The sequence below is a fragment of the Flavobacterium sp. genome, from assembly GCF_040382755.1.
In the GTDB taxonomy this organism is placed as follows: Bacteria; Bacteroidota; Bacteroidia; order Flavobacteriales; family Flavobacteriaceae; genus Flavobacterium.
On the sequence record NZ_JBEIET010000136.1, the window covers coordinates 1 to 4,557 of the forward strand.

7 protein-coding genes are annotated in these 4,557 nt (G+C 33.6%); all 7 read left to right on the plus strand.

Features of this window, described 5'->3' with window-relative positions:
- The first annotated feature begins 234 nt into the window (after positions 1-234).
- The gene (locus ABWO04_RS09895) at positions 235-585 is read left to right on the plus strand and encodes a DUF2147 domain-containing protein (RefSeq protein WP_353079551.1); all 351 of its coding nucleotides are present in this window, start codon (positions 235-237) and stop codon (positions 583-585) included.
- A 45-nt stretch (positions 586-630) separates the two neighbouring features.
- Positions 631-1,236, plus strand: a complete 606-nt coding sequence (locus ABWO04_RS09900) for a hypothetical protein (RefSeq protein ID WP_353079552.1) — start codon at positions 631-633, stop codon at positions 1,234-1,236.
- Between the two features lie 206 nt (positions 1,237-1,442).
- Complete coding sequence (locus ABWO04_RS09905; RefSeq protein WP_353079553.1) at positions 1,443-1,844, plus strand: hypothetical protein; 402 nt, start codon at positions 1,443-1,445, stop codon at positions 1,842-1,844.
- Complete coding sequence (locus ABWO04_RS09910) at positions 1,841-2,287, plus strand: DUF6194 family protein (RefSeq protein ID WP_353079554.1); 447 nt, start codon at positions 1,841-1,843, stop codon at positions 2,285-2,287. Before ABWO04_RS09905 ends, ABWO04_RS09910 begins: the two co-directional genes overlap by 4 nt.
- Positions 2,284-3,159, plus strand: coding sequence for an RNA polymerase sigma factor (locus ABWO04_RS09915; protein WP_353079555.1), 876 nt, complete (start codon positions 2,284-2,286; stop codon positions 3,157-3,159). The genes ABWO04_RS09910 and ABWO04_RS09915 overlap by 4 nt, the downstream gene beginning before the upstream one ends.
- 131 nt (positions 3,160-3,290) lie before the next feature.
- Entirely contained in the window at positions 3,291-3,593 is a 303-nt protein-coding gene (locus ABWO04_RS09920) for a hypothetical protein (RefSeq protein WP_353079556.1), read from the plus strand.
- A gap of 217 nt (positions 3,594-3,810) precedes the next feature.
- Positions 3,811-4,557: DUF6577 family protein (locus ABWO04_RS09925; protein ID WP_353079557.1), on the plus strand; the 747-nt coding region annotated here is incomplete at its 3' end.

Here is a 4,557-nt window from a genome sequence, read left to right on the forward strand (position 1 = left end):
ATTTATAGGTGTTGGTCTTCAACCTGAACAGATTGCAAATATTGATATGGTAGTAAATCAAGGTTGTGCAAGAAGAATACGTAAATATGAAGTAAGCTAGTTGAGGTTGAAATCGGAGATTGAAAATTTGCTAAATGACCGTAAAGCTTTTGTAAAGGCAACCGAGCTTGCACAACTGGCTAAGAATTATAATTCAAAAGAGTTGATTTTAGGTAAGATTAAAAGAATAGTAGGATGTTAAATATTTTGCTTTTATTAGGTTTTATATTACCAACCGCTATATCCAATAACTTGGAAGGGAAGTGGACAACAGGTCTTGATAATACTATCGTGGAAATCACGACAAATTATGGAGTCTTAACCGGAAAAATAACGGACTCTGATGATAAAAAGCTCATTGGAATAACTGTAATTAAAACAGTCGTTAAAAATAAAAATGGCACCTATAGCTGTGAAATATATGACCCGAAATTAAAGAAATACTTTGACGCTACATTAGAATCTTTGCAAGATGGAAAACTTAAAGTAAAAGCTACTTGTTGTTTAGGCTTTTTTAGTGAAACATATTTTTGGCAGAGAATGTAAAAATACAAGTAACTGATTTCAAATCAGTATCATTATTATAATGTAATGAAATCTAAACAAAAGTTCCAAATACAAAAAATCGAAGTTCATAAGTTCTTACGCGAACTATTCGGACGCGAAACCACAACATTTGACTTGTTGGCAATTATTATTAGCTCTGGTTCGTTTGCCGGACTGATTCTTATGATTAAGTGGAATGCTGACATTACAGTCATTAAAAAAATTATACTGACAATTCTTGCCCTTGACATTGGCGGTGGCATTGTAGCAAACTTTACAACAGGGACAAATATCTATTATGCTGAATCATTGCGAAAGAGATACATATTTGTTCTTTTCCATCTATTACAGCCATCAATTCTAATTTGGATTTTCCCAAGTGAGTTAATAGCGATTTTGGGAGTGTCATTATTTACCCTGACAAGCTCAATCATTGTATTGAGAATAAAAAAGCACTACAATCAAAGAATAATTGCTGTAACACTTTTACTTTTGTCAATATTTCTATCAACGCTTTTGAATTATACCGACCCATTGACAAAAATGATAATGCAGCTTTTTTCAATAAAACTCATATTAGCATTTAGTGTAAATTGGGACTCAACAGACAAAACTGAAACAACAACAGAAAATAAAACAACGACCCGCTAACAGCCGTTTGCCGCAATGGGGGCTGACGTGGTTAATTGAGCATTCTACTTCAAATCAACTTTAGTGCTGGGTTGACAGTTTTGTGCCCTGAAATCCCGCACGAACGCCAAGCACAAAACCGTTATAGCAAACCTTAAAAAACGACACGACAACTGTCACACCTTGAAGTTTTGAGTATCTAACTGTCAAACATTAAAGCAGACAGTATGAACAGAATTATTTTAATCGGACTTGCAACGGCTATTTTGATGTCTTGCAACAATTCAACTCAAAACAAAAAGGAAATGACAATGGAACAACAAACGGTAGGAATGGTGGAAATCACCACATTTAAACTCAATCAAGGGGTTACGGCAAAGGATTTTGAACAATCTGCAAGAGCAATGCAAAAAGACTTTTTAGAAAAACAAGGCGGTTTTATAAAAAGGGCTTTGACTGTTTCAGAAGACAGCACTTGGACTGACGTAGTATTTTGGAAAGACTACCAATGTGCAGAGAATACAATGAAACTTTCGGAAACGTCAAAATTGGTTCTTCCTTTTATGGAGAAAATTGATTTCAACTCTGTTAAAATGAACCTGACAACCCCAGTCATCATTGAAGAATGAACGCAAAGCAATTAGAGCAATGGATTTTAGAAAACTATCAGGGTGTAATCGTAACTGATGCCTATCGTGAGCGAAGCTTCTTTTACAATCCTGATGGTTTCCTGCCAAAAGGAATATACTTTTCCACAATCAAAGAAAGTGACGGACCTAATGACAAGGCTTCCAATTTAGACAGAGAAGGAATTTATCGTTTAAGTCTTGGTGTTGGCAAAAAACAATACCGACAACTATTTGGTGATATTCCTAAACGACCCGCAAAAGGCGAGATAGTAGAACTTGATTTTGATTTCACCACAACGGGTATGTTGATGCCACATCCTATTTATGCTTGGTTAGGATGGGTTTGCATCAATAATCCAGACAGTGAAAACTTAGATTTGTTGAAACATCTTTTAGATATTTCTTACCAAAACGTATTGACTAAATTTGCAAAGAAAAAATGAGTAACCCATTTCAAACCCAATATCAAGACAGAGACGATAATGAACTGATTGCACAAGCAAGGGAAGGTTCAAAAATCGCTTTAGAAACATTGATAAAAAAGCACCAACACTACATTTACAATGTGGCTTTAAAGATGACATTGAGCCCATTTGATGCAGAAGATGTAACACAAGAAGTGTTGATAAAAGTCATTACTAATCTTGCACAATTTAAAAGTGAAAGCAATTTCAGAACTTGGTTATACCGCATTACTTTCAATCACTTTCTCAAAATGAAAAAAGCTTGGTTGGAAGACTACATCACTTCTTTTGACCAATATGGCAGAGAACTTGAACAAATGCCAGATACAGACCTTTTCGATTTGGAAAAAGCAGAGATGAAAGAATTAATACAAGAAGCCAACATCAGTTGTATGAGCGGAATGTTACTTTGTTTGGATAGAGAACAACGCTTGGTTTACGTTTTAGGCGAAATATTTGGTATTGACCATACATTAGGCTCACAAATGTTGGACATTACCAAAGATAATTTTCGTCAAAGACTTTCAAGAGCAAGAAGAGACCTTTACAATTTTATGAATAACAAATGTGGCTTAATCAACACTTCAAATTCTTGTCGTTGCGACAGAAAGACAAAATCATTCATTAAAGCAGGTTGGGTTGACAAAGACAAAATGAAGTACAACACTTCATATCTAAAAAAGATAAATGACGAAGCCACAAAAAAAGCAGAAGACCTTTGCGACCTGACAGAAATTGAATATGCTGACCTTTTCAGAAACCATCCATTTCAGGAAAAAGAACATCATAAAAAACTATTTACTAACTTGCTTACGGACGACAGAATTTCAAACTTGTTTAACCTGAAGTGAAAGAAAGGCTGGCTATAACTGCCGTTTGGCGTAATGGCGGGTGAAGTTGTTAATTTAAAATTCTATCTCGCATCAATCCGCCACTTCGGGTAACGGCAAACAGTTAGCTGCTAGTAAATTTCGAATATACTATGGATACAGACGATTTATCAACTGAAACATATTCAGGTATTTTAGGTGAGGCTGAAAAACTTAGCCACGATTTAACGCTGCAATATGGAATATTATCTTATGAATGCTCAAACGAACAAGAATATATTGATAATGCAGAAAAACTTACAAAGAGGTTAATAAAAGCAAAATCATACGATTTAGATGAAATATTTTTTGGCAATCCACCAAACAAAGAAGACTTAAATAATACTCTGTCTATGATTTTAAAAAACATTGAGAAGATAAAAAACATTGAGAAGATAAAAAACAATTCCTATTGATAAAAAAACTTATGATTATTAGTTCTAAAATGCAATAGATAGTACCTTATCTGACAGTTACGACTTTGTAAGTAGTCCAATGTGGTTTGATGGACCAAAATTTGATATTAAATCCATTTTGCTGTATTTCGTTTGATATCTAACATTTGACACAAAGACCCTATTGCTGTCATTTGTTTGATTTTAATTATATTTGCATTCTCAAGCATAAGATATAGTGGCAAAGGATTTTATCATAGAAAGGCTGAAAAAGGAATTCATAGGAAGAGAATCCTTTTCAAGAGTAGAACTTTTTGACTTCTACCGACAATTTGAACCCGATTTGAAAGAAACAACCTTCAGATGGAGGATTTACCATTTGAAGGATAAAAAAATCATTACTGCAATTAAAAAGGGACTTTTTACATTTTCATTCAAACCCATTTTCAAGCCAGAAATTAGTGAAGTTGAAAAAAAAATTTCAGGGAAAATTGAAAAGCAATTTGACCAACTTAAGTATTGTATTTGGTCAACCAAAATCACTCATGAATTTATGCTCCACATTCCGGGTAAAATTATCACAATTTTGCAGGTAGAAAAAGATGCTCTTGAACCGGTCTACAGTTTTTTAAAGGAAGAAAAAATTCGCAATATCTTTATCGAGCCTGAGGACAAACAAATTGAACGATATATTTATGAATATGAAAATGCAATTGTTTTACAATCATTAGTTTCCAAATCACCTACACAAAAGGTAAAGAAGGTCTCAACAACAACACTTGAAAAATTAATCGTGGATTTATATTGCGATAAAAAGCTATTTGCTGCATTTCAAGGAAGTGAACTTGTCTATATGCTCAACAATGCTTACAATAGATATTCTATTAACTATACTAAGCTTTTTAACTATTCAAAAAGAAGAAGAAAAGAAACAGAGATGATGGAATTTTTTTCAGAAAAAACGGATATCCCAAATACTATTTGG

What these genes read in the sequence shown, in the direction of transcription:
- ABWO04_RS09905 (WP_353079553.1), top strand. Translation starts at nt 1,443, where the DNA reads ATGAACAGAATTATTTTAATCGGACTTGCAACGGCTATTTTGATGTCT.
- ABWO04_RS09910 (WP_353079554.1), top strand. Translation starts at nt 1,841, where the DNA reads ATGAACGCAAAGCAATTAGAGCAATGGATTTTAGAAAACTATCAGGGT.
- ABWO04_RS09895 (WP_353079551.1), top strand. Translation starts at nt 235, where the DNA reads ATGTTAAATATTTTGCTTTTATTAGGTTTTATATTACCAACCGCTATA.
- ABWO04_RS09915 (WP_353079555.1), top strand. Translation starts at nt 2,284, where the DNA reads ATGAGTAACCCATTTCAAACCCAATATCAAGACAGAGACGATAATGAA.
- ABWO04_RS09900 (WP_353079552.1), top strand. Translation starts at nt 631, where the DNA reads ATGAAATCTAAACAAAAGTTCCAAATACAAAAAATCGAAGTTCATAAG.
- ABWO04_RS09920 (WP_353079556.1), top strand. Translation starts at nt 3,291, where the DNA reads ATGGATACAGACGATTTATCAACTGAAACATATTCAGGTATTTTAGGT.